This window comes from Mesorhizobium sp. WSM3224, from assembly GCF_000427725.1.
Taxonomy (GTDB): domain Bacteria; phylum Pseudomonadota; class Alphaproteobacteria; order Rhizobiales; family Rhizobiaceae; genus Mesorhizobium.
This window is the reverse complement of sequence record NZ_ATYO01000006.1, coordinates 142,783-166,669: the sequence shown is the minus strand read 5'-3', so window position 1 is coordinate 166,669 and position 23,887 is coordinate 142,783. Positions and strand designations below refer to the sequence as shown.

Here is a 23,887-nt window from a genome sequence, read left to right as displayed (position 1 = left end):
CGCATAGGGGAGATTTTTGCATCATCCTGACGGCTGCTGCCAGTGACCTTGAGGAAACTTTCGGAAAACTGTCGGCGCGCCGACAAAAGCGGCGGCCGGCTGGCAAAAAAGCCCTTATTTGTCGAGGTACTGTGTTCCACGACGCAATGGTCCTGTAACTTTTCTGACTATATTGCGCCGCAACTTTAAGGTAGAAGCGCGCTTTCGCCGATCACGGCAAATTGAACTAGGCCCCGCGCACACCCATATCGGCCGCGCGCCCGAAGTCGGAGGCGCCGACCTCGCCAGGTCACGCAACGGAAAAAATGACGATGCCGAAATTCAGGTTTCACAAGCTTGCAGCCATTGCCGTGCTCATCGGATTCGCGGCCTGGATGGGTACGGGCGAGTTTTCGTCGGTCGGCAGCGCCGCCGACAAGTCGGTTACCGCCGACAAGCACGCCGAGGCCGGCAAACCGACGGCGGTTGAAGCCGGGAAGCCGGAGGCCGCCAAGCCAAACGCGGCGCAGGCCGAGCCGAAGGCCGCACCGCGCACCGTCGCGGTGGTAACGCCGCCGCGCAAGACCTATGCTCGCGCCATCCGCGTCTCCGGCCTGACCGAAGCCGACAAGCGCGCGGTGCTTGCGACGCGCGTCGCCGGCGTCATCGAAAAACTACCGGTCAAGCAGGGCGATCACGTCAAGACCGGCGACCTTGTGCTGATGCTCGCGGCGGAAGAGAAGATCTCCAACGTCGACAACGCCAAGCAGCTCCTGGTGCAGCGCAAGGCCGAGCTCGACGCTTCCGAGCGGCTGGCCAAGACCGGCAATTTGCCCAAGCTGCAGCTCGACACCGCCCGCTCCAACCTGACCCTGGCGCAATCCCAGCTGGATACCGCGCAGGCCGAACTCGACCGCAACGAGGTCAAGGCGCCATTCGACGGCGTGATCGATCGCATTCCGGTGGAACTCGGCAGCTCGGTGATGCAGGGCGGCGAGGTGGCGACGATCCTCAAGCTCGACCCGATCATCGCGCGTGGCGAGATCAGCGAGCGCGACCTGCGCTATCTCAAGATCGGCGACGAAGCCGATGTGCGCCTGGTCAACGACCAGAAGGTCACGGGCACCGTTCGCTATATCAGCCGCGATGCCTCTTCGCAGACCCGCACCTTCCGCGTCGAAGTGGCGATCCCCAACGGCGACGGCTCGATTCCGGCCGGCATGACGGCCGAGATCGCGCTCAGCGCCGAGCCGACCAATGCGGTCATGCTGCCGCGCTCGGTAGTGACCCTAGGCGACAAGGGCGACCTCGGCATCCGCGCCGTCGGCAAGGACGACAAGGTGGCGTTCTTCCCGATCGACCTCGTCGACGACACGCCGCACGGCCTGGTGCTGGGCGGCATCCCGCAGGACGCGCGCATCATCGTCGCCGGCCAGGAGCTGGTGAAGGAGGGCGATCTGGTGAAGCCCGTAGAGGCCGACCAGGCGACCATCAACAAGCTGATCGGCGAAGCCACCGCCGGCACGCAGTAAGCACGACGCGCCTTTGTCCGGCCCACCCGGCGATGGCCGGGGCCGCAGCCTTCGAGAAATAACAGGCCGAAGTCATGGATATCGTCAGACTCGCCATAAACAATGCCCGCCTCACAATATCGGCGCTGATGTTCCTGCTCATCGCGGGCTGGATCGCCTATCAGTCGACGCCGAAGGAAGCGGAGCCCGACGTTCCGATTCCGATGATGTATGTCAGCCTGATCTATCAGGGCATCTCGCCGGAGGATTCCGAGCGCCTGCTGCTCAGGCCGATGGAAAGCAAGCTCAAGAGCCTCAAGGGGCTGAAGGAGATGCGTTCGGCCGCCTTCCAGGGCGGTGGCTACGTGCTGGTCGAATTCCAGCCGCAGACCGACCTGGCGACAGCGTTGCAGGACACGCGCAGCAAGGTGCAGGACGCCAAGGCCGACCTGCCGCAGGCGGCCGAGGAGCCGACCGTCAACGAGGTGAACGTCTCGGAGTTCCCGGTCCTGGTCGTGACGCTCTCCGGCGATGTGCCGGAGCGGGTGCTGACATCCGCCGCGCGCGAGCTGCGCGACCGCATCGAGGAAGTGCCCGGCGTGCTCGAAGGCTCGCTGCAGGGCGCGCGCGACGACCTCGTCGAGGTCGTCATCGACCCGGTCAAGCTTTCCTCCTACGGGCTGCAGCTCGACCAAGTGATCCAGGGCGTCGCTTCCTCCAACAGCCTCGTCGCGGCCGGCAATCTCGAGGGCTCGGAAGGCAAATACGCGGTCAAGGTGCCGTCGCTGATCGAAAGGCCCGAGGACGTCGCCAACCTGCCGGTCGTGGCCACGCCGAACGCCGTTGTCCAGGCCAAGGACGTCGCCACCATCCGCTCGACCTTCAAGGACGCCGAGACGGTGACCCGGCTCGACGGCAGGCCGGCCATCGCCATCGAGGTGAAGAAGCGCATCGGCGCCAACCTCATCGATACGCTGACCCATGTCAGGGAGGTGTCCGACACCTTCATCAAGACGATGCCCGAAGGCATGCACGTCACCTACACGCAGGACAAGTCGGTCTTCGTCAACCAGCTGCTCGGCGATCTGCAGAACCATGTGATGATCGCCGTCATCCTGGTGTTCATCGTCATCCTCTATGCGCTGTCGGGGCGCGCCTCGCTGCTTATCGGGCTTGCCATTCCATCGTCCTTCCTGATGGGCATCCTGCTGCTTGCCATGATGGGCTACACGATCAACATGATCGTGCTGTTCAGCCTGATCCTGGCGGTCGGCATGCTGGTGGACGACGCCATCATCGTCACCGAATTCGCCGAACGGCGCATGAGCGAAGGCATGCCGAAGGCGGACGCCTTCGCTCTGGCCGCCAAGCGCATGGCCGGTCCGGTCATCGCAGCGACGATGACGCGCATCGCCGCCTTCTCGCCGCTGCTGTTCTGGCCCGGCATCATCGGCGATTTCATGAAGTACATGCCGATCACGCTGATCGTGACGTTGTCGGCCTCGATGCTTTACGCGCTGGTCTTCGCGCCGACGCTGGGCGCGATCTTCGCCAAGGCGCCCAAGCATCACGAGGACGACCATCGCGATGGCTGGTACATGGCCGTGGTCAAGCAGGCGGTGCGCTTCCCGATCACCGTCATCCTGCTCACCGTCGGCCTTCTGGTCGGCGTCGGCTTCGCCTATTCGAAATATGGCGCCGGTGTCGAGTTCTTCCCCAGCGTCGAGCCTGACTACGGCCTGCTCTATGTGCATGCCCGCGGCAATCTTTCGCTGGCCGAAATGGACGCAGCGACCAAGACGGCGGAAAACCGGCTGCTCGGCTGGCCGGGGGTGAAATCGGTCTATACGCGCGTCGGCAAGACCCAAGGCGGCGGCCAGGACATCCCGGAAGACGTGGTCGGCGTCATCCAGTACGAGTTCGTCGACTGGCGCGAGCGCAAGTCCGCCAACCAGATCCTCGACGACCTGCGCGGCGTCATGGCCGGCATTCCCGGCGTCGATGTCGAGGTGCGTGTGCCGGAAGCCGGTCCGCCGACCGGCAAGCCGATCCAGATCAGGCTGTCGGCCGCCGATCCGGCCGGGCTCGACGACAAGGCGCGCGCGGTGGCGGCACGCATCGCCAAGATCCCCAACGTCATCGACATTTCGGACGGCCTGCCGCCGCCCGGCGTCGATTGGGCGATCGAGGTCGATCGCGCCAAGGCGGCGCAATACGGCATCAGCCCGACCTCGGTGGGCACGGTGGTGCAACTGGTGACCAACGGCCTCAAGCTCTCCGAATACCGGCCGGCCGGCGCCGACGACGCGGTCGATATTCGTCTGCGCCTGCCCGAAGACCGGCGCACGCTGTCGACGCTCGACGAGCTCAGGGTGCAGACCTCGCAAGGGTCGGTGCCGATCTCGAACTTCGTCGTGCGCAAGCCCGAGCCGACCGTCGGTATCCTGAACCGCATCGACGGCGCGCGTACCGTGGTCGTGCAGGCCAATGTCAGCGCCGGCGCGCAGGTGGCGGCGGTGCAGGAGCAGGTCACCAAGGCGGTCACCGACATGGATCTCGGCAGCGGCATCCGCTGGAAGCTTGCCGGCTCCAACGAGGACAGCGCGGAAGCCAGCGCCTTCCTCGGCAAGGCCTTCGGCGCGGCGATCTTCCTGATCTTCCTGGTGCTGCTTGCGCAGTTCAACAAGTTCACCAGCGTGTGGCTCGTCTTGTCCTGCGTGGTCATGGCGACGATCGGCGTGTTCCTCGGATTGCTTTTGACAGGCGAAGCCTTCGGCATCGTCATGTCCGGCATCGGCGTCATCGCGCTCGCCGGCGTGGTGGTGAACAACAACATCGTGCTCATCGACACCTATGACCGGCTGCGCGAAGAAGGCTGGGACAAGATGGATGCGGTGCTGCAGACCTGCCGCGAGCGCGCCCGCCCGGTGGTGCTGACGGCGGTGTCGGCGATCCTCGGCGTGCTGCCGATCGCCTTCGGCCTCGGCCTCGAAATCTTCCATCACGAGACGACGATCAACGCGCCGTCGACGCAATGGTGGATCTCGCTGTCCTCGGCGATCGTGTTCGGCCTGTCCTTCGCCACCTTGCTGACGCTGGTGGTGACGCCGTCGATGCTGATGGTGTTCACCCGCGCCAAGGTGAAGCCCGGTGCGCGGCGCCACTGGTTCAGCCGCCTGTTCGAGCGCGGCAAGGGCAAGGTAGCGACCGACGAACCGGTCGACGAGCCCGGCGCCGGGCCGGTGGAGGCCTTCCCGAAAGCAGCGGAATAGAGCGATTTAATAAGCCGATGGACAAAAGCCGCCCGGGAACAACCGGGCGGTTTTTTGCATTGTCCCTTCGAACGCAGCCAGACGGCGAGGGTTTCCATGCCGATCAGCACAATTCTGGTAATCATCGTGGTCCTGATCCTGCTCGGCGCCGTGCCGGCTTGGCCGCATTCACGATCCTGGGGCTACGGGCCGTCCGGCATCGTCGGCGTCATCCTGATCGTGCTGCTGATCCTTTTGCTGATGGGCAGGATCTGATCAGGCCGCCTGACGCGAGGCCGCGACGGCAATGCCGATATCCTGCATGGCTTCCTTCACCGCCTGATCCAGAGGCGTATGCGGGATTTCGCCGATCACCTCTTCCAGCCGCGTCGAGACCAGCCGGTGCGCTTCGAAGCGCAGATAGGACATCGAGACGATCTCGCGCCACATGGCGACGAACGGGCTGCCGGCGCGCAGCACCCACCAAGGCATGAAGGAGAGCTTCAGCTTGCGGCCCAACGCCTTCTCGGCCGCGGCCTTCATGTCGAGGTCGGTGATGGCGTGGCCGGGGAAGTTGATGGCCTCGTGGAAGCCGAGCTTGTCGAGGTTGCGCGCAAGCCCGACGAAGGCTACCGCGAAATCCGGCAGATAGGCCCATTCATGAGTAAGGTCGGCTGGGCCGGGCGCGGTGTAGACGCCCTTTTCCATCTTGGCGGCGACGATGAGGTCGAACCAGGAACCGCTGCCGGTGCCGCCGAAGAAATCGCCCGCTCTGAGCACAATGGTGCGCACCCGGCCGGCCTCGGCCTCGCGGCGGAACAGGTCTTCCATGGCGCAGCGGATGCGGCCCTTTTCGGTGGTCGGATGGAATGGCGTCGCTTCCGTGATCACCTGCGGCATTGGCGAGCCGTAATTGTAGACCGTGCCCGGGAAGAGATGCAGCGCGCCGTTTTCGCGGCAGGCGGCCATGACGTTCTCGGCCATCGGCAGGCACTTGCCCCAGTCGGTGTAGATCGGGTTCAGGCCGTTGAAGACGATGTCGACGCCTTGCGTTGCGCGGATCAGCGACTGGCGGTCCAGAGCGTCGCCGGCAACTGCCGACGCGCCTTTGAGCTCGGCCGGCACCTTGCCGGTTCTGGTGACGGCGCGGACGTCGAAGCCGGCGTCGATGAAAGCCTTGCCAACCACGCGGCCGAGCCGGCCGTTGGCACCCAGAATTGCGACCTTGGTCATTTGTTCTCTCCGTTGCTTGCGTTTGCCCGGGTAATCTGAGGCGTTCATGAGCGAATTGAAATTGACTGACATCGGCGATCTGTTATTCAAAAATGAATGAAGGAATTTGACTGGAACCTGATCAAAAGCTTCGTGGCGGTGGCCGAGACCGGCAGCCTTTCGGCCGCTGCCCGCAGGCTTGCGGCCAGCCAGCCGACGCTGGGTCGCCACATCGCCGAGCTCGAGCAGGCGCTCGGCGTCACGTTGTTCCGGCGCGGGCGGCGCGGCTATGAGCTGACGGAGGCTGGCAGCACGCTCTACGAGCGCGGCCGGGCTGTCAGCGAGGAGGCCAATGCATTCTCGCTGCTGGCGCTGGGTTCGGTCGAGGCGATCGAGGGCACGGTTCGCATCGCAGCCTCAGAGGTGGTCGCTGCCTTCGTGCTGCCTGACATGATGGCCCGCCTTGGCGAGCAGGAACCGGGCATCGAGGTCGAGATCGTCGCCTCGAACCAGGTCGAGAACCTGCTGCGCCGCGACGCCGACATCGCCATCCGCATGGTCCGGCCGGCGCAGAACGAACTGGTGGCGCGCAAGGTCACCGACATTGCTCTGTGCCTTTGTGCCGCCAGATCCTATCTCGACCGGCGCGGCCGTCCGGAAAAACCCGTCGACCTTGCCGATCACGCCTTGGTCGGCTTCGACCGCAGCGACGAGATCGTTCGCGGCTTCACCGCGGTTGGTATCCCGGTCGGCCGCAGCCATTTCCGCTTCAGGACCGACAACCAGATTGTGCTGTGGGAGGCCGTGCGGACCGGCAATGGCATCGGCATCGGCCAGGAACCGCTGGCCGCGCGCGATCCGGACCTGGAAAAGCTGCTGCCAGAGGTGCCTTTGCCGATCCTGCCGGTCTGGCTCGCCATGCATCGCGATGTGCGCACAAGCATGCGCATCCGCCGCGTGGCGGATTTCCTGCATGAGGAGCTGAGGCGCTATTCGGCGGGCACGGGGTCTGGAGCGAACTCGGCCCTGTGAGCCAGGCCCGCCATCATGAGCACGATGACCAGCAGCCCGGACAGCGCGATGAAGATCGGGCCGAAGCTCGAATGCTCGGCGACGAAGCCGATTGCCGACGGGGCCACCAGGATGCCGGAATAGCCCATGGTGGTGACGACGCTCATGCCGGTGCCGGACGACATGCCTTCCTGGTTGCCGCCGGCCGAAAAGATGATCGGCACCATGTTGGCGATGCCGAAGCCGCAAAAGGCGAAAGCGGCAATGGCAAGATACGGCGAGGGCGAGAGGCCGGCGACCAGCATGCCGGCGGCGGCGACCAGCGCCGAGCCGCGCAACGTCGCCACCGCGCCGAAGCGGTTGCGCACGCCGTCGCCCAGGAAACGCATCAGCGCCATGACGCCGGAGAAGGCCGCATAGGCGAGACCGGCGATCGCGAGATCGGCGCCCAGTTCCTGGTGCAGGAACAGCGCCGCCCAGTCGAGCACCGCGCCCTCGGAGATCATGGTGAGCAGCGCCATCAGCCCAACCAGATAGACGGCCGTGTGCCGCGGCAGCGTGAATTTCTGATGTTCGACAGCCTGCGGCTTGTCCTCGGCGACGAGGTAGCGAATGGCAAAGGCGATGACGCCAAAGGCGATCGCTGTCACCGCGATGGCATGGGGAAGATAGCCGTAGTTCTGGATCGAATAGCCGCCAAGCGCGCCGCCGGCGAAGCCGCCAAGGCTCCAGAAGCCGTGCGAGGACGACATGATCGCCCGGGAAAGCTTTCTTTCCACTACCACGGCATTCGAGTTCATCGCGACATCCATGCCGCCGATCGAGCCGCCGAAGACGAGCATGGCAATCGCCGCCAGCGGCACGTTGGGCGCGAGGGCCACGATCAGCAGGCCGAAGCTGCCGCAGACGCCGAACCAACGCGTCACCGTGCGAGAGCCATGCCTTGAAATGAGATGGCCGCACCAGGTCATGGCAATGACCGCGCCGACACCGAACAGGAGGATCAGCAGGCCGAGCGTGAATCTGGTGATGTCGAGCCGGGTCAGGAACACCGGAATCTGCGGCGCCCAGCTGCCGGTGAGAAAGCCGTTGGCTAGGAAAATACCGGCGACGGCCCAGCGGCCGCGCGTCGCGGCCTGCATCGTGGTCTGCACGCTCATGGTCTGAAATCCGCTGCGTGAAGGGGTTCTCGCGCGGCAAATTAGATCGATTCAATTTGCAGTCAAGGACCGCCGGGAAGAAGTTCTTGGACCAAAGGCGCGCGCGGGCCTGTCAGGATGACGCCCACTTTGGAGATTAGCCGAAACGCCCATCGCTTCGTCATCCACGGGCGTAGCAAGGAGCGAAGCCGCACAGGACCTTCAATGATCCTTCGGCCGCCTTGCCTCGAACTCGGCCTTCTTGGCCTCCGACGCCTCGGTCTGGTTGAGCGCCTGCCAATCGGCATAAGGCATGCCGTAGATGATCTCGCGCGCAGCGTCCTTCGACAGCGCCACGCCTTCGGCGTCGGCGGCTTCGCGATACCAGTTGGACAGGCAGTTGCGGCAGAAGCCGGCGAGGTTCATCAGGTCGATGTTCTGGACATCGCCGCGCTCGCGCAGATGCCCCACCAGCCGGCGGAAAGCGGCTGCCTCGAAATCGCGTTTCTGCTCGTCGCTGAGTTCGGTCATCTCGGGGAACTCCCGGCCCTGGCGGCCTTTTCACGTGGCTTACTGGCCTGACGGCCTCATGCCGGCCCGGTGCGCGAGCCGAACATCTTCACCTGATGTATATCGGGACGGCGGTCGATGGCGTCAACGATCGGCGCCAGCCGTTCGGCCCAGGCGAGCGCGCCGGCACGGTCGGCGATCAGGTCCTGGCGGATCTCGATCAGCGCATGGGCGTAACCGTTGACGATGGCATGGTGGAACATGGTGTCGCCGCGCAGCGCGCCGTCATAGGGCTCGTTGTCGCCGACGACGAGGGTCTTGTCCGCGGCCAGCAGGTCGATCAGTGGCCGCGCCACGCGATCGTCGAGGTCCCACAGGACGCCGACATGCCAGGGGCGGATAAAGCCCTGCATAACCGGCGTGAAGGAATGCACGGAGAAGATGAACGGCGCCTTGCCCGAGGCATGGGCGACCGAGGCGATCATCGCGCCGACGGCGTCATGATAGGGCCGGTAGAAGCGGTCGAGCCGCCTCTCGCGTTCGTCCGGGGCAATCGGATAGTTTCCCGGCACCACGGTGCCGTCATAGAGCTGACGGATCATGGTCGGGTCGTCCTCGCCCCGGTTGGGGTCGATCAACAGCCGCGAGAAGCCGGCAAGCACGGCCGGCACGTCGAGCGCCGCCGCAAGTTCGCGCGTCACCGTCTCGACGCCGATGTCATAGGCGATGTGGCGCTCGAATTCGGACGCCGGCAAACCGAGACTGCCATATTCCTCGGGCAGGTCACGGCGGGCGTGATCGGCGAGAAGCACGACGCCTTTCTTGCGGTCGCCCTCGACAATGTCGAACGGCGTGAAAACTGTGGATCGGGTCATCAGCTGAAAAGGGGATGGCGGCTTCGATGTGGTATCGTCATTCCATGAAGAGGACGCTGGCGCAATGCCGTTGTTTGGCCAAGGTTTCTGCAAAAAATCCCCGACGGGAACAGAATTTGTGCGACGTGCCCTTCTAAATCGATTGGAATTGAACAAAACGGCGCGTTGACATGCGACCGGAGTTTGCTGAAAAGGGCTTCGAGAGATGCAAATGTGGTTCGCAAGGGGATCTGCGATGGGTTTTGCCGGCCGGTTGCGCAAGCGCCTGGCCGTGCCGTTGCTGATCATCGGCGCGGGATTATGCGCGATCGGCGCGACCTCGCCGGCCCGGGCCGACTTCCGCGTTTGCAACGCAACGCAAAATCTGGTGGGCGTCGGCATCGGTTATCGCGCCAAGGCCGGCTGGATCACCGAGGGCTGGTGGCACATCGAAGGATCGACCTGCAAGACGCTGATCGAGGGTCCGCTGTCATCAAGGTTTTACTATCTTTATGCAGAAGACGCCGAACGCGGCGGGCGCTGGGACGGCCCGATCAACATGTGCGTCGCCGAGAAAGAGTTCAAGATCGCCGGCGTGAATGATTGCGTCGCCCGGGGCTTTCAGCGCGCCGGATTTCAGGAATATGACACGGGCGAGCAGGCAAGCTGGATGGTCCAGCTGACCGACGAGCCCGCAACGGGAGGCGCGCCAGCGGCCCCCGCTCCGGGAACAAACACTCAATGAGACGTAACCGCAAGGTCAAGATCCTCGCCACCATCGGTCCGGCTTCCTCCTCCGAGGAGATGCTGAAGAAGCTTTTCGAAGCCGGCGCCGATGTCTTCCGCATCAATATGAGCCATACCGACCACGAGCTGATGCGCACGCTGGTCGGACGCATCCGCGCCGTCGAGGCCGATGTCGGCCGGCCGATCGGCATCCTCGCCGACCTGCAGGGGCCGAAGCTCAGGGTCGGCAAGTTCGCCAACGTCAAGGAAGCGCTGACCGCCGGCCAGACCTTCACGCTCGACGACAATCCGGAACCCGGCAATTCGAAGCGGGTGTATCTGCCGCACCCCGAAATCCTGAGCTCGGTCGAGGCCGGTCACCGTCTTTTGATCGACGACGGCAAGCTGGAGCTGAAGGCTCTGAAGAGCGACGGCAAGTCGATCACCTGCACGGTCGTGGCCGGCTCGGGCATTTCCGACAAGAAGGGCGTCAGCCTGCCAGACACCGACCTGCCGGTCGGCGCGCTGACCGAGAAGGACCGCGCCGATCTCGACGCGGTGCTCGCCACCGGCGTCGACTGGGTGGCGCTGTCCTTCGTGCAGCGGCCGGAGGATCTGGCCGAAGCGCGAAAGATCGCGCGCGGCCGGGCGCTGATCATGGCCAAGATCGAGAAGCCGCAAGCGGTGGCCCGACTGGCGGAAATCATCGAATTGTCCGATGCGCTTATGGTCGCCCGCGGCGATCTCGGCGTCGAGATGCCGCTCGAAGCCGTGCCAGGCATCCAGAAGCAGATCACGCGCGCGGCGCGCCGCGCCGGCAAGCCGGTGGTGATCGCGACCCAGATGCTGGAATCGATGATCACCGCCCCCGTGCCGACCCGCGCCGAGGTCTCCGACGTGTCGATCGCCGTCTTCGAGGGCGCGGATGCGATCATGCTTTCGGCCGAGTCCGCGGCCGGCGCCTATCCGGTCGAGGCGGTCGGCATGATGAACCGCATCGCCACCAAGGTCGAAACCGATCCGACCTATGCCGGCATCATCAACGCGCAGCGCTCCGAGCCGGAAGCAACCGGCGCCGACGCCATTTCGCTCGCCGCGCGCGAGATCGCCGAGACGCTGAAACTGTCGGCGATCATCACCTACACCGCGTCGGGCACGACCGGGTTGCGCGCCGCGCGCGAACGGCCGCAGGTGCCGATCGTGGCGCTGTCGCCGATCCTCAACACCGCGCGCCGGCTATCGCTGCTGTGGGGCACGCATTGCGTCGTCTCGGAGGACGCCAAAGACCTCGACGATATGGTCGACCGCGCCTGCCGCATCGCGCTCGACGAGGGCTTCGGCAAGCCCGGCGACCGCATCATCATCACCGCCGGCGTGCCGCTGAGGACGCCGGGCTCGACCAACATGCTGCGGATTGCTTACGTCGGGTCGGAGACCCATTAGGGCGTGCCCTGAAGCGCTTTCGTCTCGCAAGTCAGCCCGGCGCCAGTTCGGCGTCAGGCACCTGAAGCTCAGGGCATTTCCCGGCGCCTTGCGTGTCGCTGGCAATCCGCGCCTCCACTCTCGCAGCAATCGCCTGCAGGTCGACGGACTTGCCGGTCACCTTCTCGATGGCGCCGACGACGAGGTCGGGCGCGATCCAGTCGGGCTTGTGGCCGAGATTGCGGACCCACACCAGCTCGGCGCCGGCAATGTCGCGCTCGAGCCCGACGGAATGGATCGTCGCGTAGACCACCTTGTCGCGATCGCCCGAGATGACGACGGTGGGCGCCTTGATCTCGCGGTAATCAGGCGAGGCGGCGCGGATATAATCGTAGAGCTGGGCGACGTCGCGCGCGTTGGCGCGGAAGGCTGATGGCCGCAGCACCAGCGGGATCGAGGCGTCGCCGATGTACTCGGCCGGCAGGTGGTTGGGCGAAAAGACGCAAGATGTGGCATTGCCGATCTGCAGCATGCCGGCCGGATAAGCGAGCGTTTCGGAAAACAGCCAGCCGATCACTGGCGTGGCGGCGAGCTTGTAGTACCAGGCGGTCGCCCCGCCCGGCCAGGGATGGCTGGCAGGCGAGATGAAGACCAGACCCAGCGTCTTCTCGGGATGCTGGCGGGCAAAAGCCGTGGTGATGGCACCGCCGAAGGAATGCGCGACGATGACAGCCTTTGTGATGCCGAGGCGGTCCATTGTTGCCGCGATCGTATCGGCCTGCGCCGCGAGCGTCTCGTGGTTGCCGCGCTCCGACCAGCCGAAGCCCGGGCGGTCGAGGAACAGCATTTCGGCGCGGCCTTCGAGCAAGGGTCTCAGCGGCAGCATCTGGTCCTTGAGGTTGGCGCTGGCGCCGTGGATGAAGACGACCGGCGGCAGGTCGGCGCTGGCCGGCGCCGGGATGTGGACGAAGTGAATGCGCGCGCCGTCGATCTCAGCGAATTCGCCGACTGGCGGGCTGCGGCGCTCGATCGACCAGACGCCGGCGCGAGTGACACCGGCGAGGGCAAAGAAGAGCGCGACGAGGAAAAGGAAGGCGGCGCAGATGAGGTTCATGGGGGAGACACTGGTGAAAGGCGGAATTAGTTTTGAGGGCAGTAGGGCAGTAGGGCAGTAGGGCAGTAGGGCAGTAGGGCAGTAGGGCAGTAGGGCAGTAGGGCAGTAGGGCAGTAGGGCAGTAGGTGGGCTCTTCCCTTACTGCCTTACTGCCCTACTGCCTACGTTCAAATCCCCTCGCCGGCCAGCTCTTCCGAAAGCGTCGAAACCTGGCCCTGGGCGCTGCGCATCATCGGATAGATCGCGAGCACCTTTTGCCAGGCTTCCAGCGCCGACTGCTTGTGGCCGGTCTCGGTCATGATCTGGGCGAGGCCCGAGAGCGCGCCGAAATGGCGGGGCTCGAGCTGCAAGGTGCGGTCGATATCGGCCATCGACTTCCCGTAATTCTTCATCAGGAAATGCACGGTGGCGCGGCGGTTCCAGCCCTCGGCATAGTCGGGCTGCAAGGTCACGACCTGGTCGAGGAAATCGAGCGCGACGTCGAATTTCTGGTCTTCCGTCGCCTTTTGCGCCCATTGCATCATCAGGTCGATCGAGGCGCTGCCGGACTGGTTCCACTCGTTCCAGATGCGGCCGGCGATGCGCTCGGCCGCCTTTTCATTGCGCTCGCGCTTCAACTCGGTGAAGAGCTGATCGAGGCGACCCTGCCTGGTCGGAGCGGCCGGTGGCGGCGTGGCGGCGGGCGGCGGCGCGGTATCTGGAGGCAGCGCGCCTGGCACCTCTTCTGCCCCTGTAGGCAAAGCTGTGCCGGACAGCAAAAGGGCGGTGAACAACGCAAAAAGAATCCGCATCGCCGGAATCTAGTCCCGGACGGCGGATCGTCAAAGTGATTTTAGCGTGAGAGCGCCGGCGAACCGGCAATCGACATCAGCGCGGCGCGGTCTCTCGCATGTCGCTTCCTTTCGGGCGACATGCATCAAGCCGCGCGCAAGGCTCAGCCCTGGCGCGCCTTGTAGCGCGGGGCGGTCTTGTTGATGATGTAGATGCGTCCCTTGCGGCGAACCAGCTGGTTGTCGCGGTGACGCGCCTTGAGCGCCTTGAGCGAATTCTTGATCTTCATCGTCTTGCCTGTTCGGTCAGGGCCCATCCCGGGCCGAATTTTAAAGGCGCGCCCGAAAAAGCGCGCCTTTGAACTTGCGTGGCTCATAAACGAGGAGGCTTGCCCGTGTCAACCATGTGCGCATGCCCGAATGCCACAAGTTGAGCCGCTCATCAAATATCCGCCATCCAGGCGGCGCGGTATTGCGCGACTCAAAGGCGGCTGGGATGGTGAGGCAACGCCAAGCGACCGGGGGCTCCATGCGCCGTCTCTTTCTGTCCGCCTGCCTTGTCTTTCTGGCAACCGCCCCGGCCGCCTGGGCCGAGGACTGCGACCGTGGCGACGACAGCCAGTCGATGATGAACATCTGCGCCGATGCCGACCGCCAGGCGGCCGATGCCAAGCTCAATGCTGCCTACAAGGACCTTGTCGACCGCAACGATCAGGCCTCGAACAAGCTCTTACAGACGGCACAGCGCGCCTGGATCGCTTTCCGCGACGCCGAATGCGCCTATTCGACCGCCGACAGCCAAGGCGGCTCCATCCATCCGATGGAGGTGTCGCAGTGCCTGACGGAACTCACCAGCGCGCGCATCAAGCAACTGACCTCCGATGCCAACTGCAAGTCAAATCCGGCCTGCGCCAGCCCGGACGGGGACGAAGACCAGGATTTTCAATAGCCTGCGGGTTTAAAGCGGTTGTCGTTATCCCAAAACCGCTGCGCAGTTTTGGGCGAGATGCATCAGTTTCGCCGGCGAATCCGGGTGAAATGGCCCATCTTGCGGCCGGGGCGCGTTTCGGCCTTGCCGTAGAGATGCAGCATCAGGTCGGGTTCGGCGAGCAGCGCCGGCACTTGTCGCATGTCGTCGCCGATTAGGTTTTCCATCACGCAATCGGAATGACGGGCAGGCGAGCCCAGCGGCAGGCCGGCGACGGCGCGAATATGCTGCTCGAACTGCGAGACGACGCAGGCAGCCTCCGTCCAGTGGCCGGAATTGTGCACGCGCGGCGCCAGCTCGTTGGCTAGAAGCGAGCCGTCGGCAAGGACGAAGAACTCGACGCCGATGACGCCGACATAGTCGAGCGCGGTCAATATCTTCCCGGCTGCCGTCTGCGCCGCCGCGGCTGTTTCCAGCCTGATCCCGGCCGGCAAGGTGGAGCTGCGCAGGATGCCCTCGCGATGGATATTCTCGGCCGGATCGTAAGCGGCAACAGCGCCGTCCGGCCCACGCGCGGCGATCACCGAAATCTCGCGTTCGAAAGCGACGAGCGATTCCAGGATCAGCGGCACATTGCCCATCGCCTCGCATATGCCGGCGAAGCCAGCCGTCTCCATGTTGCGGAAGACGCGCTGGCCCTTGCCGTCATAGCCCATGCGGCGGGTTTTCAGGACGCCGCTGCCGTTGAACTTCTTCAACGCTTCGGTCAGCTGATCGTCATTGTCGACCGGACAGAATTCCGCCGTCGGGATGCCGATGCCGTTGAGGAAGCTTTTCTCGGCGACGCGGTCCTGCGCGACTTCGAGCGCGCGTGCCGGCGGATAGACCGGAACCGTTGCCGCCAGCATTTGCGCCGCGGCGACCGGGATATTCTCGAATTCGTAGGTGACGACGGCGCTGGCGGCGGCGAGTTCGGCGAGGGCCGCCGGATCGTCATAGGCGGCGACGATCTGCCAATTGGCGACCTGGGCCGCCGGGCAGTCGGCCTGGGGCTCCAACACGACGATGCTGTAGCCGAGGCGTGCCGCGGCCATCGCCAGCATGCGGCCGAGCTGGCCGCCGCCGATGATGCCTATGGTTGAACCTGGAGCCAGGCTCACGGCGTGTCCGTCGGCTCGGTGGCGACCTTGGCGGTCTGCGACGAGCGCCAGGCATCGAGCCGCGCAGCGAGCTTGTCGTCGTTGAGCGCCAGCACCGCCGCGGCGAGAAGCGCTGCGTTGGCCGCACCCGCCTTGCCGATCGCCAGCGTGCCGACCGGGATGCCGGCCGGCATCTGCACGATGGAAAGCAGCGAGTCCTGGCCCGACAGCGCCTTGGATTCGACCGGAACGCCGAAGACCGGCAGCGGCGTCATCGCCGCCGTCATGCCGGGCAGATGCGCCGCCCCGCCAGCGCCGGCGATGATCACCTTGAAACCGGCGGCCTTGGCGCCCTTGGCGAATTCATAGAGCCGGTCGGGCGTGCGGTGCGCGGAGACGATCAGCCTTTTGTGCGGGATGCCCAGCGCCTCCAGCGTTTCCGCCGCCTGGCGCATCGTCGCCCAGTCGGACTGGCTGCCCATGATGATGGCGACGTCGGCACGCTGATCGGTCAAGGGTTCGCTCCCCGGCGGCAAAGGCGCGCCTTAGCGGAATTCGCTCCTAGCCGCAAGGATTGTCGCGGCTGCGTCCCTTCGCTGTCAGGACGGTCCGCAGCCTCCTGGCCGCGGCCCGCTCAGGCAATGATGTCGGGGATGATGCGGTCTTCCAGCGCCATCAGCCGGTCCTTCAGCAGCAGTTTCTTCTTCTTCATGCGCTGAATCTGAAGCGGGTCGCAGCCCATGGCGATCATCGCGTTGATGGCGGCGTCGAAATCGGCGTGTTCTTGTTTGAGCCGGGAATATTCGAGGCGTATTTCAGCCTGTTCCTGTTCGGACATTATCTACCGTCTGCGTATGCATCGCCCAATTGGGCTGTTTGGGCGGGACCGGTCAGGTTGTCTGTTGGTGACCGGCGGGCAGCCCTTACCACATTTCACTTTGTCGTGGAATGCTACCACGTGGCATTCGACATCGAGATCGGTTGGTGGCAAACTGTCATTGTGCCGTCACAGTCTCAACCTGCGGTGGACGCGCCTGCGACGGCTGCAATCGAGGAAACCATGAAAGGGAGAACCAATCATGTCTCTTGCATCCCATCTTGATGAGTTGCAGCGGAAACACGGTGATATCGAGCGCGAGCTCACCGATGCGATGAACCATCCTTCGGTGGACGATCTCGAAATCGTGAATCTCAAGCGACGCAAGCTGGCAATCAAGGACGAGATTGAAAAGCTGAAGGGAAGTCCGACGACACACTGAAGCTCCTCTCAGGCACCCGTCACCGCAACCCGCCGCGGTGAAACCTCCCGGTGGCAGGAAATGCCGCCGGCTTGGTGTCACATACCGAATTCGCTGGCTGTTTGGTCGCGTCATCTCGTGGCCAGGCGTCGGTTTTTGAACTCTCCGGCCGGTGGTCACGGGCAGGCGATTTGCCAATTCCTGTTGCCGCTTGCCATTGACAAGCCATCTTTGCTCCGCCACCTCATGCCCGGACCTTGCAGATAAAAGGCGGCCGGCATGACCGGATATTTCTCTTCTCCCTTCCCGCGCCGGACATCTGTCGGCGTTTCGGTCGGCGGCGTTTCGGTCGGCGGCGGCGGGCCGGTCGTCGTACAATCGATGACCAATACCGATACAGCCGATGTCGACCAGACCGTCGCGCAGGTGGCGGCGCTGCATCGCGCCGGTTCCGAGATCGTGCGCATCACCGTCGACCGTGACGAGAGCGCCGCGGCGGTGCCGCGCATCCATGAGAGGCTGGCGCGGCTCGGCGTCAACGTGCCGCTGGTCGGCGACTTCCATTATATCGGCCACAAGCTGCTCGCCGATCACCCGGCCTGCGCCGAAGCGCTGGCGAAATACCGCATCAATCCCGGCAATGTCGGCTTCAAGGACAAGAAGGACCGCCAGTTCGCGGCCATCGTCGAGATGGCGATCAGATATGACAAGCCGGTGCGCATCGGCGTCAACTGGGGCTCGCTCGACCAGGAGTTGCTGACCCGGCTGATGGACGAGAACCAGACCCAAGGTTTCCCTCGGACGGCACAGGAAGTCATGCGCGAAGCGATCGTCCAGTCGGCGATTCTGTCGGCCGAGATGGCGGAAGAGATCGGGCTTGGCCGCGACAAGATCATCCTGTCGGCCAAGGTCAGCGGTGTGCAGGACCTGATCGCCGTCTATACCGAGCTTGCGACGCGCTCCAACCACGCGCTGCATCTCGGCCTGACCGAAGCCGGCATGGGCACCAAGGGCATCGTCGCCTCGTCTGCGGCGATGGGCATCCTCCTGCAGCAAGGCATCGGCGACACGATCCGCATCTCGCTGACGCCGGAGCCGAATGGCGACCGCACCCGCGAGGTGCAGGTGTCGCAGGAACTCCTGCAGACCATGGGCTTCCGGCAGTTCGTGCCGATCGTGGCGGCTTGCCCCGGCTGCGGGCGCACGACATCCACCGTGTTCCAGGAACTCGCCCAGAGCATCCAGGCCGACATCCGCAAGAACATGCCGGTGTGGCGCGAAAAATATCCCGGCGTCGAGAACCTCAAGGTCGCGGTGATGGGCTGCATCGTCAACGGCCCCGGAGAATCCAAGCACGCCGATATCGGCATATCGCTGCCCGGCACAGGCGAGACGCCGACTGCGCCGGTCTTCATCGACGGCAAGAAGGCGGCGACGCTGCGCGGCCCGTCGATTGCGCAGGATTTCGAGAAGATGGTCGGCGACTATATCGAGCAGCGGTACGGACACGGCAAAGCCGCCGCGGAATGAGCCCATGCAGCGCACGTTCAGGGCGGCACTGATCCTGACTTGCGCGCTGACCCTTGCCGGTCAGGCATTCGCCGATCCGCCGCAGTCGCGGTCGGCCGCAAAACGGCTGATCAACCGCGTCTGCGACCTGATCGAGGCCCAAGCCCAACACAACGGCCTGCCCAAGGATTTCTTCGCCCGGCTGATCTGGAAGGAGAGCCGCTTCGATCCGAACGCGGTGAGCCCGGTCGGCGCCGAAGGCATCGCGCAATTCATGCCGGGCACCGCCAAGATGCGCGGCCTGGCCAATTCCTTCGACATCGAGCAGGCCATTCCCGCCTCGGCGAAGTATCTTGCCGAGATGAAGGCAAGCTACGGCAATCTCGGCCTCGCGGCAGCGGCCTATAATGCCGGCGAGAACCGGGTGTCGCGGTGGCTGGCCTCCGGCGGCTTCCTGCCGATGGAGACGGAAAGCTATGTCTTCGACGTCATGGGCGAGCCCGTCGACAAGTTCTCGGACACTGCCTATGCCGGCACGGTGCAGCCGCTCGATCCCAAGATGACCTTCGCCGTCGCCTGCCGCAGGCTGCCGGTGATCATGTCGCGGACCGTCGCCATGGCTTCGATCAACGTCAAGCCGTGGGGGGTCCAGGTTGCGGGCAATTTCCGCCGCTCGGCGGCAATCGGCCAATGGCTGAGGGTCAGGGGCCGGTTCCCGGCTCTGCTCGCCAGCCATGACCCGGTGGTCAGCCGGGTGCGCACGCCGATCGGCCGGCGCGGCATCTATGCGGTCAGGATCGGCGCCAACTCGCGCACCGAGGCCAACGGCATCTGCGACAAGCTGCAAAGCGTCGGCGGCGCCTGCGTGGTGCTGCGCAACCGGTGAGGTTCAAGGGCGTCAAGACCAGAGGCATCAAGACAGGGTCGCCAAGACATGACAGCGAAAATCGTCCTGCTCAACAGTGTCGGAAGTGCCGGCAAAAGCTCGATCGCCAGGGCTTTGCAGGCAATGACCGCCGAGCCGTACCTGCATGTCGAGATGGACGTCTTTTTAGAAATGCTGCCGGAGGCGTTGCAGGAAGATTTGCCGGGCTTCGCTTACAAGACCAGTTGGCAGGACGGCAAACCGTCCGTCGCCGTCGAGGCAGGGCCGGTCGGCAGGCGAGCCATGCAAGGCATGCGGCACGCCATCGCGGCGATGGCGCGCCAGGGCAACAACCTCATCGTTGACGATGTGATGATTGACGGGGAGATGGCGGAGTACAGGGCTTTGCTCTGCGATTTCGGGCTCCATTGCGTCGGCCTGTTCGCGCCGCTCGATGTGCTCGAAGTCCGCGAAAAGGAGCGTGCAGACCGATTGCCGGGACTTGCACGCTGGCAGTTCGAGCGCGTGCACCGGGGGATCCGTTACGATCTCGAAATCGACACCAGCCGGCTGACGCCGACCGAATGCGCCCGTCGCATCCAGCAGAGATTCGGATTGTAGCGACTGGCATTTGCTACGGCGGCTCGAGCTTTCCCGGTCGCCAGTAATGCCGATAGCCAATTGCTAATGTTGCGGCGAGAATCCGCTTGTCAGGACGGCGCCGGTTAAATCTTAATGCGCTTTGCCATAAGTAAGAGCGGGATCAGTATTTCCGGGGCGTATTTTTATTCGCTATCTTATAGGGGGGCATCATGCCGGAGGGGAATTTCCTTAAAAAAGTTATCGGCGAGCTGGAAACGCCGCGCACCAAGCGGCCATTCGGCTCCGGCTGGCTGTCCGGCTCGATCGCGCTGCTTGCCGGCATCACCAGCCTCTTGATGGTCGTCGTGTTGCGCTATCCGATGCTGACGTCGATGCCGGATCTGGCTCCCATCCACCAGATGTTGTTCTTCAAGCCGGTCCTCTATTTCGTGCTCATCTCCGGTTACGTCCTGGCCATCCTGAGCATGATGCTGCGCAGGGAAAAGACGCTCGGCGCGGCGGCAATGGTCACCGTGCTGCTGGCCTCGCTCATCGGCATGCTGCCGGCGCGTCATGAACTGCGGATCGAGGGGGTGTTCTTCGGCCTCGATTTCTTCATCCTGAACGCCCTGTTCATGGGTGTGCTGTTCGTTCCGCTCGAACGCATTTTCGCCCGCAACAAGGCTCAGACGGTGTTCCGCGACGAATGGCGCGAAGACCTGTTCTATTATCTGGTCTCGTCGCTTCTGGTGCAGATATTGACCTACCTGACACTGGCGCCATCCAATTTCGTCAATGCACAAGGCGGTCTCGGTTCGGTTCGCGCCTGGGTTCACGAGTTGCCCTGGCTCGTACAGTTGCTGGCGGTGATGTTCCTGACCGATCTTGCCCAATATTGGGTGCACCGGGCATTCCATCGCATTCCCTTCCTGTGGAATTTCCATGCCGTGCACCATTCGGCCAAGTCGATGGACTGGATTGCCGGCGCGCGGATGCATTTCCTGGAAATCATCGTTCTGCGCAGCCTGACCGCCACGCCGATGTTCGTGCTCGGCTTCGATGAATCGGCGATCCAGACCTATATTCTGATCGTCTACGTCTATTCGTCCTTCATCCATTCCAACATCGGAACCAGCTTCGGGCCGGTTGAAAAGGTGCTGGTATCGCCGCGCTTCCATCACTGGCATCACGGTCTCGAGAAAGAGGCGATCGACGTCAACTTCGCCATCCATTTCCCGCTGCTCGACCGGCTGTTCGGCACCTATCATCTGCCTGAGGGACGCTGGCCGAAGGGCTACGGCATTCACGGCCATCCGGTGCCGAAAGGATATTGGCGGCAATTTCTCTACCCGTTTCGGCGCGGCTGAATTTCGAAAAGAGATGTTCAGAGACGTCGGCGGGACAGCGCCCCCTCTGTCCTGCCGGACATCTCCCCCACAAGGGGGGAGATTGGCCGTCACATTTGCTTTCGCCTATCTCCAGCGGACCGGGCGAGGCGCCGAAACCGCTGATCTCCCCCAAGTGGGGGAAATGCCCGGCAGGGAAGAGGGGGCGCGAAGGAACTCGGCGATGGCCGCCAGACGCTATCTGACGCTCAAGCCGTCCTCACCGCCACCGTTTCGCTCAACCACGTGCCGATCTTGGCGCCGAGGCGGTCGGGCGAGACCGGCTTCGGCAGATAGTCGTCCATGCCGGACTCGATGCATTTTTCACGGTCGCCCTTGAGTGCGTGCGCGGTGACGCCGATGATCGGCGTGTGATCGCCGTTCTGCTCTTCCAGAGCACGGATGGCGCGGGTCGCTTCATAGCCGTTCATCTCCGGCATGGAGACGTCCATCAGCACCAGGCGGGGACGCAGCGAGCGGTACATCTCGACCGCGGTGCGGCCATTGCCGGCAATGCGGTAGCTTAGCCCGAAACCGTTGAGGATCTGGCCGAAGACGAGCTGGTTCACGTCATTGTCCTCGGCGATCAGGATGTCGATCGGGCCGCTCGGCGGGGCGGTCGATTCCGGTGCCGCCGGCACGGGCACGGCCGGGCCGCGGATGACGGTGAAGGCCGGCGGTGCCGCCTGTGCCGCGACCGGCTCGCGCACGAAATGCGCCTTGGCCCCTTGCGTGCGCGCCTTCTGGATGGCGGAGATAACCGTGCCGAGCAGCACCGCCGAACGCGCCGGCTTGGTGAGGTGCGCGACGATGCCGAAATCGATCACCATCCTGCCGAAATCGACCTGGTCGACCGAGGTGAGCAGCACGACCGGAATGGAGGAGAGGCGGCTATCGGCGGCGATGGCTCTCGCGACATCGGCGCCGTTCATGCCGGGCATCTGGTAATCGAGGATGATGCAATCGACCGCAGCGCCGAGCTGGCAGGCGCGGTCGAGGAAGGCGAGACCGACGGCGCCGCTCTCGGCGGCGGCGCAGTCGAAGCTCCAGCTTCTGAGCTGCTCCAGCAGGATCTCGCGGTTGACCGGATTGTCGTCGATGACCAGCACCCGGGCGCCGGTGACGTCGACCGGCACGAGTTCGTCGCGCGACTGCTGGTTGTGCGCCGGCAGCGGCACGGCGAACCAGAACACGGAGCCGCGGCCGATCTCGCTTTCGACGCCGATCTTGCCGCCCATCAGGTCGACGAGCCGGGCGCCGATCGCCAGGCCAAGCCCGGTGCCTTCGTGGCGGCGGGTCGAGGAGCCATCGACCTGGGCGAATTTCTCGAACACGTTCTGCAGTTTCTCGGCCGGGATGCCGATGCCGGTATCTTCGACGCGGACCTTGAGCTGGACCACGCCGTCGACGACGTCGCCGCCGACATCGACCAGCACATGGCCCTTCTCGGTGAACTTCACGGCGTTGCCGAGCAGATTGGTGACGATCTGGCGGAAACGCCCGGCATCGCCGACGACAAAGGCCGGCAGGCGCGGGTCGACGCGCACGATGAGCTCGAGGTTCTTTTCGGCGACGCGCGCCGACACCAGCGTCGCCACATCCTCGACCGCCTCCGCCAGGCGGAAGGGGGCGGGGTCGAGCGTCAGCTGGCCGGCGTTGATCTTCGAGAAATCGAGAATGTCGTTGATGATGGTGAGAAGGGCGTTGCCGGATTTGACGATGACGTCGGTGAAGGTCTTCTGGCGCGGCGTCAGCTCGGTCTTGGCGAGCAGCTCGGCCATGCCGAGCACGCCGTTCATCGGCGTGCGGATCTCATGGCTCATATTGGCGAGGAATTCCGACTTGGCGCGGTCGGCGGCCTCGGCCTTGAACAGCGACGCGGCGCTCTCGGCGAAGGCGCGGCGGATCGCATTCTCCATCGGCCGGAAGATCCAGACCGCGGCGATGGCGAGCACGGCGAACAGCAGGCCGCTCGCCCACAGGAGCAGCCGGTCGCTGGACGCATCGGCGAGGCGACGCTCGTCGTCGAGCGCGGTGCGCACGCGCACCAGCATCGGCTGGGCGAAAAGGTCGTTCTGGTTGCGGATCTCGCGGTAGCTCCATTCGTCGACCTTCTGGGCCGCCGACATCAGGTTGAAGTTGCGCACCATGTCGCGCGCCGACCAGAACAGGTCGCCGTTGACCGAGGAGGAATCGAGCGCGTTGATCGTGTTGCGCGACAACTTCGACCTGATCGCGGCAAGTTGTGCGTTCAGGCCCCCGATCTCGCCCGTCAGCCGTTCGGAATGGCCGCGCGCGGCGGCCGTCAGCGCATCGCGCGTCTCGCTGCGCCAGGCGGTGCCGGTCGTCTCGGCGAAATTGGTGGCGTTGCGCAGGTCGCGGGCGAAGATGACGAAATTGGCGCTGAGCGCATCGACTTCATGGCGGTAGGAATTCACGCGGTTGAGCGCGAACATCACGGCGGCCGAAGCCAGCGCGAAGATTAGCAATCCTGAAATGTAGCGGATCCGGATCGACCGGATGAATGAGGAATATTCCGGCATGCGCAACCCCAACACATACGCACAATTTTAATGGCCGGGATTACGCTTGATTTACATTAAGATTTCGTTGGTGGCGGGCATGACCGGGTGCCAGCGGATCAAGGTGGGCGAGCCACTCGGCGCGCGGCTCGCCCAGCCGCAGCTTTGGCGAGGGATTCTTCTTCGAGATCGTCGATCGCGGAATCCTGCGCTAAAACCC

At 64.3% G+C, this 23,887-nt stretch carries 23 protein-coding genes; 12 read left to right on the top strand and 11 right to left on the bottom strand.

Going from position 1 to position 23,887, the window contains the following annotated elements; all coding sequences use genetic code 11:
* Positions 1-311: 311 nt before the first annotated feature.
* The 3 genes from YU3_RS0113100 to YU3_RS39260 all read left to right on the top strand — a co-directional run bounded on the left by YU3_RS0113100 (position 312) and on the right by YU3_RS39260 (position 5,017).
* Positions 312-1,511, top strand: a complete 1,200-nt coding sequence (locus YU3_RS0113100) for an efflux RND transporter periplasmic adaptor subunit (RefSeq protein ID WP_027166677.1) — start codon at positions 312-314, stop codon at positions 1,509-1,511.
* A 74-nt stretch (positions 1,512-1,585) separates the two neighbouring features.
* Positions 1,586-4,762, top strand: a complete 3,177-nt coding sequence (locus tag YU3_RS0113095; protein WP_027166676.1) for an efflux RND transporter permease subunit — start codon at positions 1,586-1,588, stop codon at positions 4,760-4,762.
* Between the two features lie 96 nt (positions 4,763-4,858).
* Entirely contained in the window at positions 4,859-5,017 is a 159-nt protein-coding gene (locus YU3_RS39260) for a DUF3309 family protein (protein WP_036258386.1), read from the top strand.
* Here the strand turns inward: YU3_RS39260 and YU3_RS0113085 are convergent, their stop codons facing one another.
* Complete coding sequence (locus tag YU3_RS0113085; protein WP_027166675.1) at positions 5,018-5,974, bottom strand: SDR family oxidoreductase; 957 nt, start codon at positions 5,972-5,974, stop codon at positions 5,018-5,020.
* A gap of 96 nt (positions 5,975-6,070) precedes the next feature.
* Between YU3_RS0113085 and YU3_RS0113080 the strand changes: the two genes are divergently transcribed.
* The gene (locus YU3_RS0113080) at positions 6,071-6,985 is read left to right on the top strand and encodes a LysR family transcriptional regulator (RefSeq protein WP_027166674.1); all 915 of its coding nucleotides are present in this window, start codon (positions 6,071-6,073) and stop codon (positions 6,983-6,985) included.
* On the opposite strand, the gene YU3_RS0113075 is transcribed toward YU3_RS0113080, so the two are convergent.
* The 3 genes from YU3_RS0113075 to YU3_RS0113065 form a co-directional block, all read right to left on the bottom strand.
* Positions 6,943-8,124 carry an MFS transporter gene (locus YU3_RS0113075; protein ID WP_027166673.1) on the bottom strand — a complete coding sequence of 394 codons (1,182 nt, stop codon included), beginning with the start codon at positions 8,122-8,124 and terminating at the stop codon, positions 6,943-6,945. The two genes, YU3_RS0113080 and YU3_RS0113075, sit on opposite strands and share 43 nt — an antisense overlap.
* Positions 8,125-8,325: 201 nt before the next feature.
* Positions 8,326-8,634, bottom strand: coding sequence for a DUF1244 domain-containing protein (locus YU3_RS0113070; protein ID WP_027166672.1), 309 nt, complete (start codon positions 8,632-8,634; stop codon positions 8,326-8,328).
* A gap of 56 nt (positions 8,635-8,690) precedes the next feature.
* Positions 8,691-9,488, bottom strand: a complete 798-nt coding sequence (locus YU3_RS0113065) for an N-formylglutamate amidohydrolase (RefSeq protein ID WP_027166671.1) — start codon at positions 9,486-9,488, stop codon at positions 8,691-8,693.
* A gap of 235 nt (positions 9,489-9,723) precedes the next feature.
* On the opposite strand from YU3_RS0113065, the gene YU3_RS0113060 reads away from it, so the two are divergent.
* Complete coding sequence (locus YU3_RS0113060) at positions 9,724-10,212, top strand: DUF1036 domain-containing protein (protein ID WP_027166670.1); 489 nt, start codon at positions 9,724-9,726, stop codon at positions 10,210-10,212.
* Positions 10,209-11,636, top strand: coding sequence for a pyruvate kinase (gene pyk / locus YU3_RS0113055; protein WP_027166669.1), 1,428 nt, complete (start codon positions 10,209-10,211; stop codon positions 11,634-11,636). The genes YU3_RS0113060 and pyk overlap by 4 nt, the downstream gene beginning before the upstream one ends.
* Before the next feature lie 31 nt (positions 11,637-11,667).
* Here pyk and YU3_RS0113050 read toward each other — a convergent pair whose 3' ends face one another.
* The 3 genes from YU3_RS0113050 to ykgO all read right to left on the bottom strand — a co-directional run bounded on the left by YU3_RS0113050 (position 11,668) and on the right by ykgO (position 13,789).
* On the bottom strand, positions 11,668-12,729 hold the full coding sequence (locus tag YU3_RS0113050) for an alpha/beta hydrolase (protein WP_027166668.1): 1,062 nt from the start codon (positions 12,727-12,729) through the stop codon (positions 11,668-11,670).
* 167 nt (positions 12,730-12,896) lie between these two features.
* Complete coding sequence (locus tag YU3_RS0113045) at positions 12,897-13,520, bottom strand: hypothetical protein (protein ID WP_027166667.1); 624 nt, start codon at positions 13,518-13,520, stop codon at positions 12,897-12,899.
* 143 nt (positions 13,521-13,663) lie between these two features.
* Positions 13,664-13,789: a type B 50S ribosomal protein L36 gene (gene ykgO, locus YU3_RS0113040; RefSeq protein ID WP_006203764.1), complete on the bottom strand. Its 126-nt coding sequence runs from the start codon at positions 13,787-13,789 to the stop codon at positions 13,664-13,666.
* A gap of 239 nt (positions 13,790-14,028) precedes the next feature.
* On the opposite strand from ykgO, the gene YU3_RS0113035 reads away from it, so the two are divergent.
* Positions 14,029-14,448, top strand: coding sequence for a lysozyme inhibitor LprI family protein (locus tag YU3_RS0113035; RefSeq protein WP_027166666.1), 420 nt, complete (start codon positions 14,029-14,031; stop codon positions 14,446-14,448).
* A gap of 62 nt (positions 14,449-14,510) precedes the next feature.
* On the opposite strand, the gene YU3_RS0113030 is transcribed toward YU3_RS0113035, so the two are convergent.
* The 3 genes from YU3_RS0113030 to YU3_RS0113020 form a co-directional block, all read right to left on the bottom strand.
* The gene (locus YU3_RS0113030) at positions 14,511-15,587 is read right to left on the bottom strand and encodes a 5-(carboxyamino)imidazole ribonucleotide synthase (protein WP_027166665.1); all 1,077 of its coding nucleotides are present in this window, start codon (positions 15,585-15,587) and stop codon (positions 14,511-14,513) included.
* The gene (purE, locus tag YU3_RS0113025; protein WP_027166664.1) at positions 15,584-16,081 is read right to left on the bottom strand and encodes a 5-(carboxyamino)imidazole ribonucleotide mutase; all 498 of its coding nucleotides are present in this window, start codon (positions 16,079-16,081) and stop codon (positions 15,584-15,586) included. Before purE ends, YU3_RS0113030 begins: the two co-directional genes overlap by 4 nt.
* 119 nt (positions 16,082-16,200) lie before the next feature.
* The gene (locus YU3_RS0113020) at positions 16,201-16,404 is read right to left on the bottom strand and encodes a DUF465 domain-containing protein (RefSeq protein WP_027166663.1); all 204 of its coding nucleotides are present in this window, start codon (positions 16,402-16,404) and stop codon (positions 16,201-16,203) included.
* A gap of 241 nt (positions 16,405-16,645) precedes the next feature.
* Here YU3_RS0113020 and YU3_RS0113015 point away from each other — a divergent pair, with 241 nt between their 5' ends.
* From YU3_RS0113015 to YU3_RS0112995, 5 genes are all read left to right on the top strand, one after another.
* A complete protein-coding gene (locus tag YU3_RS0113015; protein ID WP_027166662.1) occupies positions 16,646-16,825 on the top strand; it encodes a YdcH family protein in 180 nt (59 codons plus the stop codon).
* Between the two features lie 258 nt (positions 16,826-17,083).
* A complete protein-coding gene (ispG, locus tag YU3_RS0113010) occupies positions 17,084-18,334 on the top strand; it encodes a flavodoxin-dependent (E)-4-hydroxy-3-methylbut-2-enyl-diphosphate synthase (protein ID WP_027166661.1) in 1,251 nt (416 codons plus the stop codon).
* A 4-nt stretch (positions 18,335-18,338) separates the two neighbouring features.
* Positions 18,339-19,199 carry a lytic transglycosylase domain-containing protein gene (locus tag YU3_RS0113005; RefSeq protein WP_027166660.1) on the top strand — a complete coding sequence of 287 codons (861 nt, stop codon included), beginning with the start codon at positions 18,339-18,341 and terminating at the stop codon, positions 19,197-19,199.
* Positions 19,200-19,247: 48 nt separating this feature from the next.
* Entirely contained in the window at positions 19,248-19,799 is a 552-nt protein-coding gene (locus tag YU3_RS0113000; protein ID WP_027166659.1) for a chloramphenicol phosphotransferase, read from the top strand.
* A 191-nt stretch (positions 19,800-19,990) separates the two neighbouring features.
* On the top strand, positions 19,991-21,127 hold the full coding sequence (locus YU3_RS0112995; RefSeq protein ID WP_051333929.1) for a sterol desaturase family protein: 1,137 nt from the start codon (positions 19,991-19,993) through the stop codon (positions 21,125-21,127).
* Between the two features lie 227 nt (positions 21,128-21,354).
* Here YU3_RS0112995 and YU3_RS0112990 read toward each other — a convergent pair whose 3' ends face one another.
* On the bottom strand, positions 21,355-23,688 hold the full coding sequence (locus tag YU3_RS0112990) for a response regulator (protein WP_027166657.1): 2,334 nt from the start codon (positions 23,686-23,688) through the stop codon (positions 21,355-21,357).
* Positions 23,689-23,887: the final 199 nt, after the last annotated feature.